This is a genomic window from Limosilactobacillus oris, from assembly GCF_025311495.1.
Lineage (GTDB): Bacteria > Bacillota > Bacilli > Lactobacillales > Lactobacillaceae > Limosilactobacillus > Limosilactobacillus oris_A.
This window is the reverse complement of record NZ_CP104398.1, coordinates 968448-989413: the sequence shown is the minus strand read 5'-3', so window position 1 is coordinate 989413 and position 20966 is coordinate 968448. Positions and strand designations below refer to the sequence as shown.

Genomic DNA, 20966 nt, shown 5'->3' with positions numbered 1-20966 from the left:
GAATTGATAAAACGGGTGAGGTTACACGGAATCCCACCCGTTTTATAATACATATAGTAGAATACACAAACGTGAAAGGAGCCTACAATGACAAACATTTTTGCAACGGGCCAGCCCCAGGATATTCCAGCGGTGTTGGCAAATAAGGATCGGCGAGCAGCCCTTCAACAACGGCTGGTAGCGGCCCACCCCGGTATGACGGTGGTGGCGGCCAAACTCAATATTCCGGGACCCATCAAAAATAACCGGGCCATTCAGCGCTTCTTCACAACGGAACTGCTGGCCTTGGAACGGGATTGGCTCACCGCTGGTCAGCTCTTTTACCAGGATACGGAGTGGCTGGACGCCGGGACCGGTCCCGAACGCTTCTACCTGGTCAAAGCAGTTCCCCAGGACGTGAAGGCACAGACGACCCGCTTTGAGGAGGGGCAAGCAAGCCACCGCCTCTTTGACTTGGATGTTCTGGTGCAGCGGGCTGGGCAGGTTGTCCCACTTTCACGGGCGGACAGTGGCCAGCCGGCGCGGCGGTGCTTTGTCTGCGGTCGGCCGGCAAAAGAATGCGGGCGGTCCCGGCGGCATACGGTGGCGGAATTGCAGGCGGCGGTAAGCAGCTTGATTAGCGCGGCGCTGGTGGCCGAGCAGCGGCGCCGGGTGCGTGACCGCCTAGTGGCCTTTGCCCAGCAATCACTTTTGTACGAAGTAGTGGCATGGCCCAAGCCGGGCTTGGTGGATCCGGTGGAACACGGCGCTCATCCTGACATGAGCGTCTTTATATTCATCAACAGCTCCCTGAGTTTTCGCCGCTACCTGGAACAGGCTGCGGAACTGGGCCTGAGCGAACACCCAGCCGACTATCCGCTGATGTTTAAGGAACTCCGTGAACTTGGCAAGCGGGCCGAACGGGCAATGTTTGCGGCGACAAACGGCGTGAATACCCATAAGGGCGCCGTCTTCTCCCTTGGCATTATAACCTTGGCGGTGGCAGATAGCTGGCGGCGGAATGGTCGCGTCGACCTGGCAGATATCCAAGCAACGGTCAAACAGCTCCTCGTTGGCTTGGTTCAGGATGACTTGCAAAAACAAGCGGCAACGAACCAGCAGACGGCCGGGGAACTCCAGTACCATCAGTATGGTTTGACCGGAATTCGGGGCGAGGCCCAGGCCGGCTACCCAACGGTATTTGACCATGGCTTACCGACGATGCTTGCTACCGCTGGCGAGTGGAACCGGCGGATTATCCAGACGATGCTCGCCCTTGCCCGCTACACCGAGGACTCCACCCTGGTGAAACGGGCCGGTGACCCAGCCATTTTGGAATGGAAAAACACCCAGGTGGACGCATGTCTGGCGGCGGGCGGGATCACGACCGCGGCGGGCCGGGGAAAGTTGGCCCAGCTGGAGCAGGAGTTTACTGCTAAGCACCTGAGCCTTGGCGGAACCGCCGACCTGTTGATTGTGACGATCTTTTTGACCTTAGTAAAGGAGGAACTGGCCGATGGACTTTCAAACGAGTGATGGTGTTCGGTTAAATTATCGGATTCAGGGCCAGGGGCAGCCAGTCGTCCTCATCCATGGTTTCGGTGGCTACCAGCAAATTTGGTGTCTCCAGGTACCCGAGTTGCTGGCGAACGGTTACCAGGTGGTGAGTTATGACCAACGCAACCACGGCGCGTCAGGACACACCGCTGGCCTGGCTTCGGTGGACAGGTTGATTGATGACCTCCATGAATTGCTAGTTGGCTTGAACATCGAACGGCCGTTTTTGATTGGGCACTCGATGGGGGCGGCAGAAATATACGGCTTTCTTCAGCATTATCCGGATTTTCCGGTCCGGGGGGCAATCGCGATTGACCAGTCGCCCAAGATGCTAAATACAGCCAAATGGCCCTATGGCTACATGGACATCACCCGGGCATCCTACCGGCTCAAGCTCAAGGAGCATGGTAATGTCCGGGAAACGTTGAACGGGGTACCTAAGCAGGTCTTGAACCAACTGGCTCCAGAAAAGGAAATGTTTCCCTTTGTGCGGGCTGACAACTTGCCCTTGCTATACGACCACGCGAAGAAGGATTGGCGGACGGCGGTTGAAGCTGCCTCGACTCCGCTTCTCCTGGTGACGGCTAATCAGAGTCCTTACTTTGACGGTCGCTTTGCCGAGGTGATGGCGGCGGCTAATCCGAAGTACGTCAGCCACCAGGCGGTTGACCAGTCTGGTCACGTGGTGATGGCGGAGCAGTCGGGGACCTTTAATAAGCTGATGATGGAATTTTTGAAGGAACACTAATAAAAGGCACAGATTCGGTTGCGAGTTTGTGCCTTTTATACTTTTTACCCAGGAGCTGGTTCACACTTCCTACTTAATAAATTGGACCTGTTCACTAATTTTCTTGATCTGTTCTTCCTTGCGCCGGTTAAACTCGGCCTTCTTGGCGTCAAAGAAGTTGTCGCCATTCGTGTCAATCGTGACGATCAGGGGACCGAAGTCTTTGACCTTGCATACCCAGAGCGTTTCTGGCATCCCCAGGTCAGTCCACTTGGCGTCAACAATTTTTTCCACGTGCTTGGCAGCGTAGACGGCGTTTCCGGCTGGGTAAACTAGCTGGAGGGCCTTGTCATTCTTGCAGGCCCGTGCGGTTCCCGGACCCATGCTACCCTTACCAATGATTAGGCGGACGCCGGTCTTGTGAACGAACTCTTCTTCAAACATTTCCATCCGCATAGAGGTCGTGGGTCCAACGGCAACCATCTTGTAATGGTTGTTAGGCAGGTATTTGATGATCGGTCCGGCGTGGAGGATTGCCTTGTCTTTGACGTCCACGGGCATCTCCAGGCCCTCCTTGACGACCCGCCGGTGACCGTCATCCCGGCAGGTAACCATTGTCCCGGTAAGGTAGACAATGTCGCCAATCCGAATGTCCTTAATATCGTCAGCGGAAATTGGTGTGGTTAAATGATAGGTCTTCATTTTATAGTTCAACTCCCTTGTTCATTGGTAGTTCGTAGTTTAAATCTTGGTCGAGCTTGATCAAGCCCCGCCGGTGAGACCAGCAACCGGTGCTGACCCCAACCCCAATTACCGATGGGTGGCGGGCAGTATTAATGATGTTGACGCCCATAACGGATTTCTTGCCGCCGAAGCCCTGGGGACCCAGGCCAATCGCATTAATCCCGTCTTCCAGCAGGTGTTCCATCTTGGCAGCCCGCTTATTGGTGCTGTATGAGTCAACCCGTCGGAGCAGGGCCAGCTTGGAGTTCATCGCGGCGGTTTCAACGGAGGTCCCGATTCCGACCCCAACGAGCAGTGGCGGGCAGGCATTAACCCCGTAGGTTGTCATCCGGTCCATGACAAAGCGGGTGACCCCTTCGTAGCCTTCGCCGGGCATTAAGACCTTAGCGACCCCGGGCAGGGTACAGCCCCCACCGGCCATGTAAGGGTAAATCTCAATGTCGGAACTGTGGGGAACCAATTGGGTGAAAATCCCTGGGATTCCATCCCCAATGTTGATGTTGGTGTTGTATTCGTCAAAGGTCTGAACGGCGTTGGTCCGCAGTGGGGCAATTTTGGTTGCCTGGTAGGTCGCGTCAACTAGGATTTCGTTCAGTTCGTCAATCAGTGGAAACTTGGTGCCGACCTTGACGAAGAATTGCAGGGTCCCGGTATCCTGGCAACTCGGCACGTCCGCTTCGGCCGCTAGCCGCTGGTTCTCCATCATCGTGTCGTAAACGATCTTTTGCAGTGGATCGACCTCAATCTTAGAATACTCGACTAATTTTTTGGTAACGTCATCGGGGAGCCGGTGGCTAAAGATGTCAAGGTATTTAACCAGCAGATTGCGCAGCTGGGCGCCCTTCTTGCTTAGCATTGGTTCGGTATAGGTATACTGCATAAGAATTCCCTCCTTAATTTCAGCTCCCATTATGTGCCAGCCGCCACAAACTAGCTATGCGGTCGTTAATGAATTTGGGGCGGTACAAATGCGGACAGGCGGGAAACTAGGGCCGTCTTGGCGAACCCGGAGGATAAAAAAGGCCTAGCAGCCTGACCGTGAATCGGTCAACCGCTAGGCCGGGGAGATTTAATTGTTAATTGAACGGGTCAATAACTTGGTAAGTCATTTTTTATCATCGAGCAGCTTTTGCAATTCGGCCTTGAGCTGGTGATAGCGCAGACCATCCTGCTTGAAGGTGCAATCGTCACAGGCCGGAACAGCTGCTTCTCTGGGGCTGGGAGCCAAAAGCTGGCGGAGTTCCTGCTTAGCAGCCGCGGTTTGCTCCGCGGAAAGGGCCTGCTGGAAGCGGACGTCGACCGTTTTAAGCTGGGGCGAAAACTTGGCCTGGTAGGCAGAGGGGGTAATTCCAAAGTGCTTTTTGAAGGCGAGGTTGAAGGACTTGATCTCGGTAAAGCCGTTGGCGAGGGCAATCGTGCTGATCTTAGCCGAAGAAGTGTTTAGTTCACTGAGGGCGTGCTGGAGCCGTTCGCGGGTCAGATATTCATAGAAGCCGATCCCGAAGTGTTGCTTGAAACTCTTGGAAAAGTAAGGCTTGGAGTAGCCAACTTGGTCAGCGAGCTGGCCAAGGCTAAGGGGTTCTTGGTAGTGGAGCTGGATTTCCTTCGCTAACTGGGTAAACTGGGCGCTGCGCTGCTGGTGGGGTAGGCGATCGTGGGCAGCTGGAACAAAAAAGTTGTCATACAATAAGCTGGTGAGCGCGAACGCGGCACTGTTTTTCTCAAAAGGGTTGGCTGCCAGATCCATCCGGGCGATCGCCTGCCGTAGCCGCGAATAAAGGGGATGGTGGGGCACTAGCGCGGAGTTCAGGCGGAATTCGCCCTGATTTAGCTGGACTCCCTGCTCCTGGTAAAAGCGGGGGTCAATGTGGGTGCGGATTGCCACCGTGTCGGGAACTGCCGCCAGAGTAGCGTGCCCCTGGTTGGCGTTTACCAGGATCAAATCATGGGGCGCCAGTTGGAACTGGTAACCCTCGACGTTGATAGTTAACCGCCCCTGGATTACCATCAACAGTTCGCAGCTGGGATGCCAGTTGTAGTGATAGTTACCGATCGCATAGATCAGCTGGTCGAAGTAGTCAGAAATTGGTTGGGATAGGGCCATACCCGCGGACCTCCTTTCACCTTAATTATAAGCCACTCCACCCCCTAACGGCGAATTATGATTTTTCCTTTTCTTTTCCAGCGCTTTTGGCGTAAGATTGTTAGCGTAAAGGGGATGAGAACAATGAATACCCGTGATCTCCAGTACTTTGTGGCACTGGTTAAATATAAAAACTATACCCAGGTGGCCAAGCTGTTTAAAGTTTCCCAACCGACGATCACCCAGTCGATCCAACGGCTGGAACGTGAATTCAATACCCAGCTGATTCGAAAGGACCGGGTTCACCGGGACGAGATGGTCACCCGCAGCGGGATGATGCTTTTCGAAAATGCCAAGCTGATTAACAAGAAAATTGACCTGGCCCACCAGGAAATTAGCCGGGCCAATAAGCGGCAGATTCGCTTTGGCCTGCCGCCAATCATCGGGAAAATGGCAATTTCCCAACTGGTGGAGAGTCTGCCCGATGACCTGCTGCAGCGGTTAAAAATCGTTTCGGTTGGCTCCCACGACCTCCTTAAACAACTTCAAGACGGTAAAATCGACATTGCGGTACTCGGTTCTAACAACCTAATTGATGAACCGGGGATTTATGCCCACCTGGTGACGAGCCTGCCGTTTAACATTATTGTTAGTGACCACCATCCCCTGGCTAAACGCGGGGCGGTTTCCTTTAAGGAGCTGGCGGACGAACGCTTTGTCAACTTTGACCACCAGTACGTCCACTACGCCGCCTTGCAGGCCTACTGTACCTATGCCGGGATCAAGCCCCAGATGGTTGCCTACCGGATGCCGGACATTTCCTGGATCAAGGAGCTGGTCCGCCAAGACTTTGGCATCAGCCTGATGGTTAAAAACGCCATTCAAAACGAACCAGGGATCGTTGCCCTTGACATCCAGGACCCGATCCCAGTCAGCTTTACGATTTCCGTGGCGGTTCGGGAGGGGTACGTCCTCAGTCCAGAAGAGGAAACCCTCGTTGACCGTCTCAAAGAACTCAAGTGATTTTCTAAGCAAAGTTGACAAGGGACGTATAATGATAATTGTGAATGATAGAGGACAATTACATTAGCGGAGGGAACGCTTTTTATGAGCAAGGAAGACGAGTTGCTGTCAGACGAATTTCAACCAACACCCCACTTATCCAACAAGCACCATATGGCCATTCCTTGGCACGATTTCTTTACCAACGATAATTTTACCCCGGCAAGCGAGGCCAACCTGGTCGAACGGGCTGCCATTGTGGGTCGGATTGGCTTGATGATGCTGTCGTACGGGACCGGAGCCTGGCGAGTTCGTGATTCAATGAACATTATTGCCCGCAAATTAAAGATGACCTGTTCGGTCGATATTGGTCTGGTGTCCCTGGAGTATACCTGCATGGACGCCCATCATAGTTACACGCAGGCTCTGTCGTTGCCGACGACCGGGGTTAACACGACGAAGCTGTCATATATGGAACAGTTTGTTCAGGACTTCGATGAACACGGCGACACGATGACCATTGGTGATATTCATGCCCGGCTGGAAAATATTACCCATTCGCGGGGGAAATATGCTCCCTACCAGGTGGGATTAGCGGCGGCACTGGCTTGCAGCGCCTTCGTTTTTCTCCTCGGTGGCGGCCCGGTCGAGATGATTTGCAGCTTTATCGGGGCCGGCCTGGGAAATTACGTCCGGCGGAAGATGAGCGACCGGCACATCACCATGTTTGCTGGAATCGGGGTCGCGGTCGCGGTGGCCTGCCTGAGCTACTTGCTGGCGCTGACAGTCTTGCAATTCGGTTTCCACGTTAGTTCCCGCCATGAGGCCGGCTATATTGGGGCGATGCTCTTCGTCATCCCCGGCTTTCCCTTCATTACCAGCGGCCTGGACCTGTCTAAGCTCGATATGCGGTCGGGCCTTGAACGGTTGGCATACGCCGCGTTGATTGTTGTCGTGGCAACCCTGGTCGGCTGGGTAGTGGCGATGGCGGTAAACCTCCGGCCAGAGAACTTTCCCCACCTGGCGCTGACCCCGCTGGTCTACATGCTGTTGCGCTTGCCGGCCAGCTTTTGCGGGGTCTTCGGTTTCTCAATTATGTTTAACAGTACCCCCAAGATGGCGGCCCTAGCCGGTTTGATTGGCGCGGTGGCCAACACGACCCGCCTAGAGCTGGTCGACCTAGCCCAGATTCCGGCGGGACCAGCGGCCTTTGTCGGGGCGATGATTGCGGGGCTGTTAGCCTGGATTGTTAAACGTAAGGTCCGCTACCCGCAGATTTCGATTACCGTACCGTCGATTGTCATCATGGTGCCGGGGCTGTACATGTACCGGGCGATGTATAATATCGGCCTAACCTCCATTAGCGTGGGGGCCCTCTGGCTGACTAAGGCACTGCTGATCGTGATTTTCCTTCCGCTGGGGCTAATCACCGCCCGAATTATCACGGATACGAAATGGCGGCATAATGGCTAGAATGGTGAAACAAGGTGAGCTAGAGTGATAATTAAATACCCCCAAGAGCTACTGAAACAGGTTCGGGAACGGACTGCTGGCCGTCATCTGGCGGGTTTTACCCCTGGGCAGGGACCGCTGCACCCAGACATAATGCTGGTCGGTGAAGCGCCGGGCCGGCATGAGGAACAGGTTAATATTCCGTTCTCTGGTGCCTCGGGGCAGAAACTGATGAAGCTCCTCAACTCGATCGGCTATTCGCGGGAGAATACCTACATCACCAGTGTTGTCCGCCAGCGACCGTACTCCATTAAACAGGTGCGGGACAAGAAAACCGGCGAGCTGGTTGAGAAGCGGCCGAACCGGACACCGACGAAAAAAGAGGTGCTGGCATTTGCACCGCTGTTTGACTGGGAGCTGGCAACGGTTGCGCCGCGGATTATCGTGCCGCTTGGTAATACGGCCCTGCAACGCTTGCTGGGACCGACCGCCAACATCGGTGGATTGCACGGGCAAAAGCTGATGCGGCCGATTCAGCAGGCGGCTTCGGACGGCAAGGGCTACCAGTGGTCGACTGACGATTACACCCTAGTGCCGATGTACCACCCGGCCGCAATTCTGTATGCCCGACGGCTCCTGCCAACCGTGCAGGCAGACTGGCAGAAACTGGGCCAAGTGGTGACTGCCGAGGTGAAGAAAGAATAATTAAGCAGAAGGGGCCTTGTGTTAGGAACCCTTCTTTTTTGTAGAGAGTAAGAATTTAAGGAGGTAACAGTTTGGAAAATCACCGACGAAGATTATTAGTTACGGGGGCGCTCCTCCTTTCAAACATCATGGCGGGGATGGACGCGACGATTGTCAATACGGCTCTGCCGGCCATCACCAGTGACCTGCACGGTTTACAGTACATGGGCTGGATCGTTGCCACCTTCCTGCTAGGAATGGCGGTAGCAACCCCGCTGTGGAGTAAGATGGGGGAGCACCAGGGTAATAAGCGGGCTTACATCACCGCTACCGTCCTGTTTGTCATCGGGGCCATCTTTCAGGGGCTGGCACCGAACATTACCTGGTTCATCATCGCCCGGACCGTGATGGGGATTGGGGCCGGGGGGATGAACACCATCCCCTTTATTGTCTATGCGGAGATTTACCAGAACCTGCGGAAACGGGCCGCGGTACTCGGAATTTCCAGCGCCTGTTTCGGAACGGCCTCGATTATTGGTCCCCTGCTTGGTGGCTGGATTGTGGATACCCTGAGCTGGCACTGGGTTTTCTACGTCAACGTCCCGATTGCTTTGCTAGCGATTACCCTAGTGGCGATTTTCTACCAGAGTCCCAAGCGGCAGGCGGCGGGGAAGCCGGTTGACTACCTCGGTGCCTGTCTGCTGGTGGTGAGCCTGGTGACAATTCTAGTGGCCGTCCAGCTGATTGGCAGTGCAAGCGGCTGGCTGGTCACCCTGCTCCTTGTCATTGGCCTGCTCCTCCTGGTTTGGATGGTGCGGGTCGATAGTCAGGCTGCCGACCCGATCGTGCCGAGCCGCCTGTTTAAAAATCGTGAACTGGTAATCGACTTCCTGCTCTTCGTGATTATCTGGGGGTCCTTTATCGCCTTCGTGACCTACATTCCGATGTGGGCGCAGGGACTACTAGGCCTGAGCGCTCTCCTCGGGGGGATGACCCAGATTCCCGGGGCCGTGACCAACTTCATTGGCTCTGAGCTGGTTCCTTTGCTCCAGGACCGCTGGGGCAAGTACTGGCTGGTCACCTGCGGGGCGTCAACAATCTTCATCGCCTTTGTCGGCATCCTGTTGGGTGGCCAGCGGGCGCCGTTCTGGCTCCTTTTGCTGATGGGGGCCTTTGAAGGCTTCGGCGTCGGACTGGTCTTCAACATTTTGCAAATCAGCGTCCAGACCGACGCGGAACTCCGCGATGTCCCGATTGCAACCTCGCTGGGCTACCTCTTGCGAATCCTAAGCCAGACCCTAATGGCAGCGGTCTACGGGGTGATTTTAAACCAGGAGCTCTTCCGGGGCGTCCAGCAGTACCACGGTGACATTACGATGCGGATGCTAAACAAGCTCTCCAACGCGGAGACGGCTAACCAGCTGCCCCACGCTCTGGTGCCAACGATGCGGCAGATCCTGTACAGCGGTTACCGGAACATCGTCATCGCGGCGGTGGTCCTGATAGTGCTATCGTTACTTATCGTTGTACCATTAGCGTTGCGGAGTCATCCGAAAAAAGCTAAATAGTAAATAAGACGGGGCTGGGAATTAACTCAACCTCTTTAATGTTTTAAAGTTAGTAATGCCTCAGCGCAGTAGCTGGCTGGTAGGTCAAACGCTGATAAATCAGCATTTGACCTACTTAGCCATCCTTGCGGAGGTTCCCAGAGGCTAGCTGCGCGGCGAAAGACAAACGCCTAAAATCAGCGATAGCCGATTTTAGGCGTTTTTTCTCACTTTCTTTATTTATCTGGATGCTGGTCGTGCCACTGCTTGATCTGGGCCAGGCGGGCCTGGAAGCGGGCTTCCCGCCCAGAAGCGGTTGGCTGGTAGAAACGCTCATTTTTAATTTCCGGGGGAATCGTTGTCATGGTGGTCAGCTTATCCTTGCTGTCATGGGCATATTGGTAGCCCTTGCCGTAACCCAGGTCAGCCATCAGCTTGGTGGGAGCATTACGGATTTGCAGGGGAACGGGAAGGTTGCCCGTTTTCTTGATGATCCGTTTGGCCCGCTGACGGGCGACGTAAACGGCGTTTGACTTGGGCGCACAGGCAAGGTAAATCACGCACTCCGTCAGGTGGACGTCACATTCGGGCATCCCCAGAAATTGGCAGGCCTGAAAAGCGTTGATAGCGACGTTCAGGGCGTTGGTATCGGCCAGACCGATGTCCTCACTGGCAAAGCGAACTAGCCGCCGGGCAATGTAGAGCGGGTCTTCGCCGCCGTCCAGCATTCGGGAACACCAGTAGACCGCCGCATCGACGTCACTGTTGCGCATCGACTTGTGGAGGGCAGAGATGATGTTATAGTGTTCCTCGTCGTGCTTGTCGTAGCGCAGGGACTTGGTGTTGATGAGCTGACTGAGGTCTTGTTCGGTGATGGTGACCTTTTTGCCCTCGCGTTTGCCATTGAGGACTGCCATCTCGAGGGTGTTCAGGGCAACCCGGGCGTCCCCGTTGGCGAACTGGGCAATCAGGTGGATGGCGTCGGGCTGACAGTCCACTTCCAGCTTGGGAAAGGCCGCGGGGTGAGCCAAGGCCCGTTTGATGACCTCCTCTAGGTCGGCGGTAGTCAGGGATTTGAGGACGAAGACCTTACACCGGCTGAGCAGGGCGGAGTTGATCTCAAAGGACGGGTTTTCGGTCGTGGCGCCGATCAGGATGATACTGCCCCGCTCGACGAAGGGTAAAAAAGCATCCTGCTGGGCCTTGTTGAAACGGTGGATTTCGTCAATGAAGCAGATGGTGCGCTCACCATATTCCCGGTTCTGCTCGGCTTCCTGCATGAGCTTACGAATATCTTTAATGCTGCTCGTAACCGCGGAGAAGGTGACGAAGTGGGCCTTGGTCTGCTGGGCGATGATTTCTGCCAGGGTGGTTTTGCCGACACCGGGTGGTCCCCAGAAGATTAACGAGGAGAGCTGGTCGTTTTCGATTAGCTCCCGGAGAACCCGGTGGGGACCAATCAGGTGCTGCTGGCCGACAAATTCAGCGAGGGTGCTGGGGCGGACCCGGTTAGCGAGTGGCGTCGCTCCTGAATTACTCTGGGCAAATAATGATTCTTGATGCATACTAGCACTTCCTTTGCCCCTATTCTAAATTAAATCTTAACAAAATTGAATAAGTAAGCGTGTTACGATTGTAAGTAAAGAACAGGAAAAAGGAGCGACAGGGTGATGGAACGATTGAAATTATGGCGGTCGGGAATTGCCGGCCGGGTTGCCGACAACTTTGAATCAAGCATGAAGGAGCTGCGTCGCTGTGGTCACAACCGTTCTAACAAGTCGACCTTTGTGGAAATGGGAATCCAACTGAGCGGCTTCAAACACGCCTTAGCGGACCCCCAGGCTTTTGCTCAGCTGGTTGCTGCGTCCCGGCAGGCTAACAGCCAGGCTTACGTGATGCCGGACGTGCAGTTTACGGTACGGCTCCATCAGGCCTTACAGGATGGGATGCCAATCTATACCTTGAATGAGCAGGGGGCCGGACAGCGGACAATCGTTTATTTAGCAGGTGGGGCCTACCTCCAACAGCCCGACAAGACCCATTGGGAGTACTTGAACCGGCTGGCCCAGCGCACTCGGGCCCGCGTGATTGTGCCACTCTACCCCCTGGCGCCTAATAACAACTTTCGGGCGGCCTACCAGCAGCTGGCTGAGCTGTATATCAGCCTGTATGAGAACCTGCCTGCAAGTGATATTACCCTGATGGGCGATTCGGCTGGCGGGGGGCTGGCACTGGGCTTTAGTGAATACCTTGGCCAACGGGGGCTGCCGCAGCCGGGGCACTTAATTCTCTTTTCCCCGTGGCTGGACCTGGACCTGCAAAACCCGTTGGTAGCAAAGTATGAAGAAGCCGATGTCACCCTGGCCAGCTGGGGTCTTCGGCAAATCGGCCAGTTATGGGCTGGGGATGTCAATCACCGTGACTACCGCCTAAGCCCGCTTTATGGCAACCTGGACCAGGTCCGTGACATCCATTTAGTTGCAGGAACCCGGGAAATAATGTACCCTGATGTTAACGCGCTCGTTCAAAAGCTACGGGATGCTCAGATACCGGTGGACTACCATGTCGGCCGGCGCCTGTTTCACATTTACCCGCTCTATCAGATTCCAGAAGCGGACGCGGTAATGGAAATGGTTGTTAAAGTAGTGAACAAGTAGCTTGATGAGGTGATTATCTTGACAAAAGTAGCAGTTGTGTTTGCACCTGGTTGTGAAGAAGTCGAGGGACTAACGATTGTGGATGTTCTGCGGCGAATGGGGGTCGAAGTCACAATGGTTGGCTTAGAGGGCCAAGTAGTCCCGGGTGCCCACCAGATTGAATTGACCTGTGATACGGTCCTGGATGACCACTTGCTGGACTACGACCTGGTCGCCTTTCCGGGTGGCCGCGGTGGTGCCCAAAAGTTGAGCGCCAATAAGCAGCTGGCAGACTTGATGCGGCAGCGGAACGTAGCGGGCAAGTGGAACGCGGCAATGTGCGCGGCCCCGACCGCCCTGGCTACGTATGGCCTGCTGGATCACTGCGACTACACCTGCTTCCCAGGCTTTGAGAAGAAAATTGCTCAGCTGGCAACCGATGCCCACTTCAAGGAAGACATTACGGTCGTTGACGAAGGCGGCAAGGTTGTTACCAGCCGGGGGCCAGCAACGGCCATGGCGTTCGCCTTCCGGATTGCCGAAGTGCTCGGCCTGGATACTAAGCAGATCAAGCACGAGATGCTGTATGATTATTTGATGGAGCAAAAATAAAAGTGAGACTAAAGGGTCCTGCGAGAACTGAGGTGGTTTGCCTCCAATTTCCCACGGGACCCTTAATTATTTCCCGGGACATATTAATTGGCACCTCCCCAAAACTCCTTATAATAATTAAGTGAAAGGAGGGAACGCAATGTGTACGAGTATTTACCAGGTTACTTTGGACCGAACCCACTTACTGGCTCGGACGATGGACTGGCCGGTGCTAGCCGTCTCACCGCTATTCTTACCCCAGCACTTTAAATGGGCGTCGGTTTACCACCATCGGGTTTATGAAAATAAGTATGCCCTGGTCGGTGGCGGGAGTCTGTCCGCAAGTCGGGCTGACCTTTCTGATGGCGTCAATGAGTATGGTTTGATGGCTCAGAAACTGACTTTCGATAACGGGGCCCGCCTGGTTGACGAGCCGAATCCCGCTAAGGTCCAGCTGGCGGCCTATGAATTTGTCCTCTACCTGCTGGGCAATTTCAAGTCGGTGGCGGACTTGGTCGACCACCTGGCGGAGATTGAGTTAATGAGTGACGTGCACAACGATATAAAGTTTGGCAAGTCTGAGATGCACTTCGCCCTCGCTGACCCGACTGGCCGAGTAGTGGTGGTGGAACCAACCCGGCAACCGATGCGGGTGATTGAAAATCCCCTCGGCGTGGTGACTAATAGTCCTGACTATGAGCGCCAGCTCCGTCAGATGGAGAAGTACGTTGATTTTACGCCAGCCTTCCGGGCAGGGAAAGTGCCGTTGAATACGACCCGGGTGACAACCGGCCGGCTCTCCGGCAAGGCCAATCCGCCTGGCTATTATTCACCAAGTGCCCGTTTTATCCGGGCTGCTTACCTCCGTGAACGGGCAGACGTGCCGACTGACAAGCTGGCGGGAGTGACCAGTGAGTTTCACCTGTTAGACAGCGTCACCGTTCCCCAAAACCGCCGTCACCAGCCGACTTATTCGGTGTACCGGTCCGTGACGGTGGCGGAAAGCCGGGAGTATTACTTCCAGTCCTACCACCGGGGTGATACTACCAAGTTGCAGTTAACGGACGAGATGCTGGCGTGGACCCGGCCCAAGGTCTACCACCTGCCCGACCGCTTGACGGTGCGGGAAATTAAATAACGAGGATGTAAATAGGGGCTGGGAATTAACTCAGCCTCTTCAATATTTTAAAGTTAGTAATGCCTCAGCGCAGTAGCTGGCTGGCAGTTCAAACGCTGATAAATCAGCATTTGACCAACCCCAAATAGGCTAGCTGCGCGTCGTAGCCATCCTTGCGGAGGTGGGATGACGAACTAGACAAGCTAGTTCTGTCCCACTCTCCAGTGTCTACTTCAACCACCACATCCAGAGGTGGCGCTTCTGCTGGTCGATCCGTTGGTTGACGACGCTAACGACAATCAGCATATTTGCTACCAGTGAATTCTTCTTGCGGTAGGCAATGTAGCGGGGCGACCAGATGGATGCGTACTTATCCTTGTAGCGGCGCAAACCTTGGAAGCCGTAGAGGTGGTAGCCATACTCGTAGATGAAGTGGGCGACCTTTTCTTCAATGAAGCTGAATTGGTATTCACCAACGTTGGAAAGGGGCGCCATCCCGAGGTCAAAGTAGGTATAGCCATTTTCTTGACCGTACTGGTACATACTGATGAAGATCTTGTCCATGATTCCTGACGGGGCGTCCTTGCTGTGCCGCATCAGGTCGATGGTCAGGACCTCCTTGCCACCCGTTGGCATGAAGGTGGCAAAGGCAACCAGCTTACCGTCCTTATCCCGGACCAAGCCGACGGGGGCCTGGCTGATGTAGTAAGGGTCAAAGAAGCCCAGCGAGAAGCCCTTTTCGACCTGCTCGCCCAGCCAGCTGTCGGAAACCCGTTTGAGCTCTTGCATTAGCTGGTCATCAAACGGCGGCTGGACGACGCTAAACTGGTAGCCTTCCCGGTCAAACTTGTGCATCAGAGCCCGCTGCGAGCGCTGCTTCTTACCAGCCAGGGTGAAGTCAGCCAAGGTAACCAGACCGCTTTCCCCAATCTTGATAAAGTCAAAGCCAAATTCGTGCAGCAGCAGGGTAAGGTCACTTGAAACTTCGTAAAAGACAATCTCATAATCATACTCATCGGCAGTGCGGACAAATTTCCGGATGGCGTCGCGGAGGACAGCCTGGTTACCAACCGGGTCGCCCATGACCACTAGCCGGTCGTATTTTCGCCGGTACATGATGAACAGCTGGTCTTGGCCGTCCTGCTGGTAGAAGTAGATGTTTTTATCACGTAAGAAGGCCAGGTGACTGGTTTCACTCCCGCCAAACTGGTCGATGACGGTCCGGACCCGGTCGGCGTTGAAACTCCGCACGTGGTTGAAGGGGTCAAAGCCAGCAATAAAGTAGCGGATAATGATGAACATCAGGAGCAGTCCTAAACCGAGCCCCAATAGTCCGGATAACCAGACCTTTTCACCGGGGAAGAAGAGGAAGCTCGGAATGTGGTGCTTGCTCATGTACTGGGGAGCGTTGATCACGCCGACGAGGACGTACAGGATGAAACTGCCGGCGAAAATCAGGCCGTCAATGGCAAACTTACCGATGGAGTACTGTAATTTCTTCCGGTACAAAACGTGACGGGACATCAGGACTAGCAGGAAGACGATTGCCAGGTAGATGGTCAGCCGGAGGGTTCCGAGGTTCCAAATGGTATTAGCAATCCCAATCAGGAGGAGCAGCAAAGTCGGCAGGTAGGCCCGCCGCACCTTGGATTGTAATCCCCGTGCGCAGGCCAGCATGGCGATGGCAAAAAGAACCGTAGTCAGCTGGTGGATAAAGAAGAAAGTGTAGGGGTACAGCTTTTGGACAATTTTATTTTCCGCGGTGAGGTCGGGAATGGAAGCGGTCAAAAGCATCAGGATTCCGGACAGGTACATGAAGGCGGTAATTAGGTAATAGGCCGCCTTGCGCAGCAGCATTAGCGGCAGCCCGTCAAAGAAATCGTTGACCTGGCGGGCTAGGTTATGGACGAACATCAGGCCGGCCAGTAACAACGGAACGATGTAGTAGAAAATCCGGAAAAGCAGGAGCCAGATGACAATGGTGGTCCGCGGTACCCCTAATAAGGAGAGCTCAAAAATCATCATGACATCAAAGGATCCCAGGGCACCAGGAATCATTGACAAGACCCCCAGCACCTGGGCGACCGCGTAAAGGGGCAGGACGTTAATGAGGTTTTCCCGGACCCCGAGGCACCAGCCGACCAGGAGGAAGAAGAGGGCCACAAAGAGCCATTCCAGGGTCGAGCTGCCGACGATGAATGCTTCTAGCTTGGGGGTAACTTCCTTGAAGAGTTTATTGTTATTGACGACCGTAAAATAGAAGACGACTGGGAAGTAGAGGCCGCCACCGATGAGCCAGATTGAGTACTGGTTGAAGTGCCCGCCGTCATGAAAGCCAAACATGATGATTAAGGCAATCCAGCAGAGAATTGACAGGCCGGAGAGGAGGAAGACCGCAATTTTAGAGATTGCCAGCAGGATTTCCTTTTTACTAGCGTTTTTGCGGTAAAAGTAGGCCCGCAGCGTGGCCCCGAGGATTCCCCCGAAACCGGCGATGTTAGTTAGGGTGTTGGTAATCCAGCCGCAGCGGATAACGTAGGACTTGTTAAACTTGCCTGGCAGAAAGTGAAGGATTGCAAAGTCATACCCGAGCATTGGAACCACGGCGACACAGCCGGCGACGAAGAGGAGGACAATGTTCGCCCAGGAGAGGTTCGCCAGGCCCGTGCCGACTTGCTGCCACTTAACGGTCTTAAAGAAGTTGCCAAGGGCGTGGATGACAAAGATGAGGACTGAAGTGATGAATAGGAGTTTGATTATTCGAGAATATTTTTCCCACCAGGTAACCAGGTGCTTACCAAGTGTTTGCATAGTTAATTACTCCCCCTTAATGTTTTAGTACAGTATTATCATTATAAGCTATTCTGAAATTAATTATGGGGAATTTACTGATTTTTAGTTGACGGGTGCAAGAAAATTTCGTATACTTTTATTTGTTGTCAAATGGTCCGTTGGTCTAGTTGGTTTAGGACGCATCCCTGTCACGGATGAGATCACGAGTTCGAGTCTCGTACGGACCGTATATGATATGTGAGAGGTTGGGTGATTGCCCTGCCTCTTTTTTTAATTATCAGGAGGGAAATAATGGAAGCAACGTGGCAGTATACCGGTCAGGAACCAGTCAAGATCAAGAAGTTTTTGCAGTCGTTGGGAATGGGACACCGGCTTTTCAATGAAATTAAGAAGGGGCAGGGGCAATTCCTGGTTGACCACCGGGTGGTGCGGCCGACAACCCAGATCTTGCCGAACCAGCCCCTAACCATCCAGGTGGCCCCCGAACCGGCTGATCCCACGGTAGCGGTGAGTCATGAGCCGCTGAAGCTAGCTTATGAGGATGATAACTGGCTGGTGGTCGATAAGCCGGCGGGGGTGTCCTCAATTCCAGGGCCAACCACCAGCAACGGGACGATTTTAAACCGGGTCAAGGGTTATTTGGAGGAGCAGGGGAGCGAGGATTTGCGGCCCCACCTGATTACCCGTTTGGACCGGTTCACCAGCGGCCTGCTCCTGGTCGCCAAGCACCACGTGGCGTCGAGTATGATCAGCCAGCAGGTCCAACAGCACCAGATGCTCAAGGAATACACAGCGGTGGTCAGTGGGCGGTTCGCGGATAACCATGGAGTTATCGATCAGCCGATTGCCCGGCGGGGGGGCCAAGTCGCCCGGGTGATTGCGCCGGATGGACAGCGGGCCGTCACCGAATACTGGGTTGAGGACCAAGGCGTTGACTGGGCCCGCCTCCGCCTGCAACTGCACACCGGCCGGACCCACCAGATTCGCGTCCACCTGGCTTCGGCAGGCCACCCATTGATTGGTGACCACTTATACGGTGGCGACATGACCAGGGCTGATCACCAACTCCTACACGCCAGCAAGATTTCCTTCCTGGATCCCTTTAGTCAAAAGCAGCTAACCTTTACGTCATCGCTGCCAGAAGAATTCAATGGATTTTAAAAGCAACCACCCTATGATTACTCAGAATAAATTTGAGCAATCATAGGGTGGTTTTACTGTTGCTAGGTTTACTTAGTGCTTTTCAGCATCTCTTTGACCATCTGGCCCTGCAGCCGCTGTTCGGCTTGTTGTGAAACCTGTTGAATCTGCTGGGCAGTCATGTGTGGGTTCTTTGCTAACGCCGCTTGGACGGCACCGGCAACCGCGGCCTTGCCCTGCTGTTGCGCCCTTGCCTGAGCCTGCTTGGCGGCTGGTGACTGGGCGAGCTTCTTCAGTCGGTTCGCCTGTTTAACTGTCAGCTTAACGTAGGGGCGGGGGTATTCCAAGGTATTCGTCCGTTTGACCAGGGTCCCGTCCATCCCGGACCACATGTAGAGAGCGGCGAAGAATTTATTGTTATAGCGCCAGCGGGTTTCCGTGGTTACCAGCTCGGGGGTTGCCCGGTCTGTCCGCTTGATTTTACTTGTCGTGAACTCGTTGGCCTGGGTGTGGTTAGCTGTCTTTTGCCGTTCCTGAACGTTGTAAATATACACGTCGTCGCGACCACTGCTACCAACTGGCTGGTAGAGGGCTAACGGCATAGTAGAGTTAGAAGCCGAGTAAATCGGCTTGCGGGTCGTGGTCGTCACCTGATGCATTCCAAAGTGGTGGCTGTAATTGAGGGTCATTACGAGGGTTGAGCCGACAAAGAGCAGTCCACAGAGCGTGGCTAAGATTAGCTGGGGGACCCGGCGTTCGATGAACATGATGCTGGCAAACATTGCGATTGCTGCGCTAAACATGATGATAATGATCATTGCTTATCAGCCCCTTCCTTAATGTCTTTAGAGTCCAGCTCAAGGTGAATTCCGTTACCGCTCGTTACCAGGAAGGTCAGGGCAAGACCGACTAGTGCAAACCCGATTGCAAACCAGAAAGCGGCGTGGTAGCCCTGCAGGGTCGCGTCAAACATCTGTGACTTGTATTGCAGTGGTGATTGTTCGAGCAGGGTGTGCGCCGGCTTACTGTTGTTGGTAACGTTGGTCAAAACGGAAATCATAATCGCTGTGCCGACTGAAGTGGCAACTTGGCGGATCGTGTTGTTGACGGCGGTCCCGTGGGAAATCAGGTTAAACGGCAGGGAGTTCATCCCGGCGGTAGTAACCGGCATCATGACCATTGAAATCCCAAACATCCGGACGGCGTATAGGAAGATGATATAGATAGTCGGTGTTTCCCGGGTAATAAATGCGAACGGCAGGGTCCCAACGGTTAGGATGAACATCCCGGTAACTGCCAACCGCTTGGCCCCGTGGCGGTCAAAGAGGTTCCCGGTAATCGGGCTCATAATCCCCATCAGCAGGGCCCCAAACAGGAGGGTTAACCCAGAATGGAAGGCTGACATACCGTGAATAATCTGCAGGTAGAGTGGGATAACAAGTTCGACCCCCACCATGGCCATCATGACGATGGAACTTAAAATGGTGGCGAGGGTAAATTCACCACTGGCGAAAACCTTGAATTCCAGGAAGGGTTCGTCGAGCTTATTCTGCCGCAATACCAGGAAGATGACTAAGATAGCCCCGATGATAATGGAAGCGAGGACGACCGGGTCTGTCCAGCCCTTATCACCGACACTAGAAAAGCCGTAGAGCATACTGCCGAAGCTGGCGGTGGATAGAATCACTGACAGCCAGTCCAGGTGCGGCTTATTGTTCGGAATGACGTTCTTTACCAAAAAGAAGCTGGCAACGATAACGACTCCGGCAATTGGAACAATCATCCCGAAGAGCCAGCGCCAGCTGAAGTTATCAATGACCCATCCAGAGAGAGTAGGCCCGATCGCGGGGGCCAGACCGATGACCAGCCCGTTGATTCCCATTGCGGCCCCCCGCTTCTCCGGTGGGTAAATGGTCAGCATGATGTTTTGCATCAGCGGCATGTTGATCCCGACCCCGACGGCCTGGACCAAGCGGGCTGCCAGCAAGACGGGGAAGGATGGTGCCAACCAGGCCATCACCGTTCCGACTTCAAAGATAACCATTGCAATCACAAAGAGTCCCTTGGTGTTGAAACGGCTGCTTAGAAAGGCGGAGATGGGAATCATGATTCCGTTGACCATCAAAAAGCCAGTCGTCAGCCATTGAACGGTCGACGTACTGATGTCAAAAGCATCCATCAGTGCCGGAAAGGCAGTTGAGAGAATGGTCTGGTTAAGAATTGTACAGAAAGCACCGATGAGGAGGACGATGACCATCAGCTGCCGGTTATAGGGACGGCCGTTGATGTCAAGGGTAGCTTGTTCAGCGTCATTCACGGATAAAACCTCTTTTCCAGGAAAGTTAACGAGTATGAATAATAAGACTATTTAGTATCTTTGTCAAATAATTTGACAAGAATGGCCGATAATCATTAAAATAAGAAAATGAATTATTACTGTATTGGAGGAGACAAAGTGCTGGGGAAACAGTTTCGACAGTTGATTACTAATGATCATTTGCGGATTAGCATGACCGAACTAGCCCACGTGACGGGGGTCTCGACGAGCCAGATTCGTTACTGGGAACGAAAGGGCTATATTTCATCAAAGCAGAGTGATAAGAATAAGAACCACTATTTTAGTTTTCTGACTCTTTTTCGGGTGGCAACGATCAAATATTTTCTTGATCAGGGCTTTACCCTGGCAACCGCTGTGAAAAAGGAACGGGAGCGTCAGGAGCTGGGGAAGATTTTTCGAACTTTTATTGCCGACCAGGTCAAGGCGATTACGCAGCTGGGGCCGAAGACGGGAGAAGTTGCCCTGGGGACCTTGGCAAACGACCCTGAGAAGGAAGTTTACGCAATTGTCGATCAAGACGGAACCAGACTTTACAGTCGGCCAGTAAGTAAGGACCGCGGCTAACCAAGATCCGTT

General features: G+C 54.0%; 18 protein-coding genes and 1 tRNA gene. 12 read left to right on the top strand and 7 right to left on the bottom strand.

Going from position 1 to position 20966, the window contains the following annotated elements; translation table 11 throughout:
• Positions 1–87 precede the first annotated feature (87 nt).
• Entirely contained in the window at positions 88–1515 is a 1428-nt protein-coding gene (gene citG, locus N4599_RS05120) for a triphosphoribosyl-dephospho-CoA synthase CitG (RefSeq protein WP_260902395.1), read from the top strand.
• Positions 1496–2284, top strand: coding sequence for an alpha/beta fold hydrolase (locus tag N4599_RS05115; protein ID WP_191363934.1), 789 nt, complete (start codon positions 1496–1498; stop codon positions 2282–2284). Before citG ends, N4599_RS05115 begins: the two co-directional genes overlap by 20 nt.
• 69 nt (positions 2285–2353) lie before the next feature.
• On the opposite strand, the gene ttdB is transcribed toward N4599_RS05115, so the two are convergent.
• The 3 genes from ttdB to N4599_RS05100 all read right to left on the bottom strand — a co-directional run bounded on the left by ttdB (position 2354) and on the right by N4599_RS05100 (position 5111).
• Positions 2354–2965 (bottom strand): L(+)-tartrate dehydratase subunit beta, encoded by a 612-nt coding sequence (gene ttdB / locus N4599_RS05110; RefSeq protein WP_260902392.1) that lies wholly within the window; start codon positions 2963–2965, stop codon positions 2354–2356.
• Between the two features lies 1 nt (position 2966).
• On the bottom strand, positions 2967–3887 hold the full coding sequence (ttdA, locus tag N4599_RS05105) for a L(+)-tartrate dehydratase subunit alpha (RefSeq protein ID WP_194176049.1): 921 nt from the start codon (positions 3885–3887) through the stop codon (positions 2967–2969).
• A 225-nt stretch (positions 3888–4112) separates the two neighbouring features.
• On the bottom strand, positions 4113–5111 hold the full coding sequence (locus tag N4599_RS05100) for a helix-turn-helix transcriptional regulator (RefSeq protein ID WP_260902390.1): 999 nt from the start codon (positions 5109–5111) through the stop codon (positions 4113–4115).
• A gap of 123 nt (positions 5112–5234) precedes the next feature.
• On the opposite strand from N4599_RS05100, the gene N4599_RS05095 reads away from it, so the two are divergent.
• The 4 genes from N4599_RS05095 (at position 5235) to N4599_RS05080 (ending at position 9796) form a co-directional block, all read left to right on the top strand.
• Positions 5235–6113: a LysR family transcriptional regulator gene (locus N4599_RS05095; RefSeq protein ID WP_056984488.1), complete on the top strand. Its 879-nt coding sequence runs from the start codon at positions 5235–5237 to the stop codon at positions 6111–6113.
• A gap of 84 nt (positions 6114–6197) precedes the next feature.
• Positions 6198–7565: a threonine/serine exporter family protein gene (locus N4599_RS05090; protein ID WP_003713691.1), complete on the top strand. Its 1368-nt coding sequence runs from the start codon at positions 6198–6200 to the stop codon at positions 7563–7565.
• Positions 7566–7589: 24 nt separating this feature from the next.
• A complete protein-coding gene (locus N4599_RS05085; protein ID WP_191363937.1) occupies positions 7590–8249 on the top strand; it encodes a uracil-DNA glycosylase in 660 nt (219 codons plus the stop codon).
• 128 nt (positions 8250–8377) lie between these two features.
• Positions 8378–9796, top strand: a complete 1419-nt coding sequence (locus N4599_RS05080) for an MFS transporter (RefSeq protein ID WP_419719952.1) — start codon at positions 8378–8380, stop codon at positions 9794–9796.
• Positions 9797–10011: 215 nt separating this feature from the next.
• Here the strand turns inward: N4599_RS05080 and N4599_RS05075 are convergent, their stop codons facing one another.
• Positions 10012–11340, bottom strand: coding sequence for a replication-associated recombination protein A (locus N4599_RS05075; protein WP_260902386.1), 1329 nt, complete (start codon positions 11338–11340; stop codon positions 10012–10014).
• Positions 11341–11445: 105 nt separating this feature from the next.
• Here N4599_RS05075 and N4599_RS05070 point away from each other — a divergent pair, with 105 nt between their 5' ends.
• From N4599_RS05070 to N4599_RS05060, 3 genes are all read left to right on the top strand, one after another.
• Entirely contained in the window at positions 11446–12432 is a 987-nt protein-coding gene (locus N4599_RS05070) for an alpha/beta hydrolase fold domain-containing protein (protein WP_191363939.1), read from the top strand.
• Positions 12433–12450: 18 nt separating this feature from the next.
• Entirely contained in the window at positions 12451–13023 is a 573-nt protein-coding gene (locus N4599_RS05065; protein ID WP_062812842.1) for a DJ-1 family glyoxalase III, read from the top strand.
• Between the two features lie 139 nt (positions 13024–13162).
• Positions 13163–14140 (top strand): linear amide C-N hydrolase, encoded by a 978-nt coding sequence (locus N4599_RS05060; protein ID WP_062812843.1) that lies wholly within the window; start codon positions 13163–13165, stop codon positions 14138–14140.
• A gap of 207 nt (positions 14141–14347) precedes the next feature.
• Here N4599_RS05060 and mprF read toward each other — a convergent pair whose 3' ends face one another.
• The gene (gene mprF / locus N4599_RS05055) at positions 14348–16930 is read right to left on the bottom strand and encodes a bifunctional lysylphosphatidylglycerol flippase/synthetase MprF (protein ID WP_062812844.1); all 2583 of its coding nucleotides are present in this window, start codon (positions 16928–16930) and stop codon (positions 14348–14350) included.
• Between the two features lie 134 nt (positions 16931–17064).
• Here mprF and N4599_RS05050 point away from each other — a divergent pair.
• Positions 17065–17139: transfer RNA gene (locus N4599_RS05050), tRNA-Asp, on the top strand.
• A gap of 64 nt (positions 17140–17203) precedes the next feature.
• Entirely contained in the window at positions 17204–18073 is an 870-nt protein-coding gene (locus N4599_RS05045; protein WP_260902381.1) for an RluA family pseudouridine synthase, read from the top strand.
• Positions 18074–18141: 68 nt separating this feature from the next.
• Here the strand turns inward: N4599_RS05045 and N4599_RS05040 are convergent, their stop codons facing one another.
• Entirely contained in the window at positions 18142–18870 is a 729-nt protein-coding gene (locus N4599_RS05040; RefSeq protein ID WP_260902378.1) for a DUF4811 domain-containing protein, read from the bottom strand.
• On the bottom strand, positions 18867–20309 hold the full coding sequence (locus tag N4599_RS05035; RefSeq protein WP_260902486.1) for an MDR family MFS transporter: 1443 nt from the start codon (positions 20307–20309) through the stop codon (positions 18867–18869). The genes N4599_RS05040 and N4599_RS05035 overlap by 4 nt, the downstream gene beginning before the upstream one ends.
• Before the next feature lie 198 nt (positions 20310–20507).
• On the opposite strand from N4599_RS05035, the gene N4599_RS05030 reads away from it, so the two are divergent.
• On the top strand, positions 20508–20954 hold the full coding sequence (locus tag N4599_RS05030; RefSeq protein WP_062812848.1) for a MerR family transcriptional regulator: 447 nt from the start codon (positions 20508–20510) through the stop codon (positions 20952–20954).
• Positions 20955–20966 lie beyond the last annotated feature (12 nt).